The 592-nt window shown below is 67.9% G+C and carries 1 protein-coding gene; it reads right to left on the bottom strand.

What is annotated here, in order from left to right:
* On the bottom strand, nucleotides 1–592 hold a 592-nt coding region (locus AACY49_RS29975), incomplete at both ends, for an ABC transporter ATP-binding protein (RefSeq protein WP_339527837.1).

The following is a 592-nucleotide window of genomic DNA, read 5'->3' as shown; positions in this document are numbered from 1 at the left end:
TGCTGGCGAATTCCAGCGCGCGTTCGACCTGCTGCTCGACCAGCACGATCGTCATCTCGCCTTTCGCCACCAGCCTGGCGAGCAGCTCCATCAGTTCGTCGCAGATCACCGGCGCGAGGCCCTCGAGCGGCTCGTCGAGCAACAGGATCGACGGCTTGCCGAGCAACGTGCGCGCCATCGACAGCATCTGCTGCTCGCCGCCGGAGAGCGATCCGGCGCGCTGCGACAGGCGCTGGCCGAGCTTGGGGAACAGCGTCAGCATCCTGTCGAGATCCTGCGCCACCGCCTCGCGATCGGTGCGGACGAAGGCGCCCATCAGGATGTTCTCGCGGACGCTCATGTCCGAAAACAGCCGCCGCGCCTCCGGCACCGAGCCGATGCCGCGGCGAACGATCTGCGGCGTGGTGAGCCCGAGCAGCGAGGCGCCGTCGAAGACGACGTCGCCCGCGCGCGGCTTCACGAGGCCGAGGATGATCTTCATCGTCGTCGACTTGCCGCTGGCATTGCCGCCGAGCAGGCAGACGATGCGGCCGCGGCCGACCGTGATCGACAGGTCGAAATGCACCTGGGCCTGGCCGTAGAAGGTGTTGAC

Source organism: Pseudomonas sp. EL_65y_Pfl2_R96 (assembly GCF_963970905.1).
Classification (GTDB): Bacteria; Pseudomonadota; Gammaproteobacteria; order Pseudomonadales; family Pseudomonadaceae; genus Aquipseudomonas.
The sequence above is the reverse complement of the archived record's forward strand: the minus strand, read 5'-3'. Positions and strand labels throughout refer to the sequence as shown.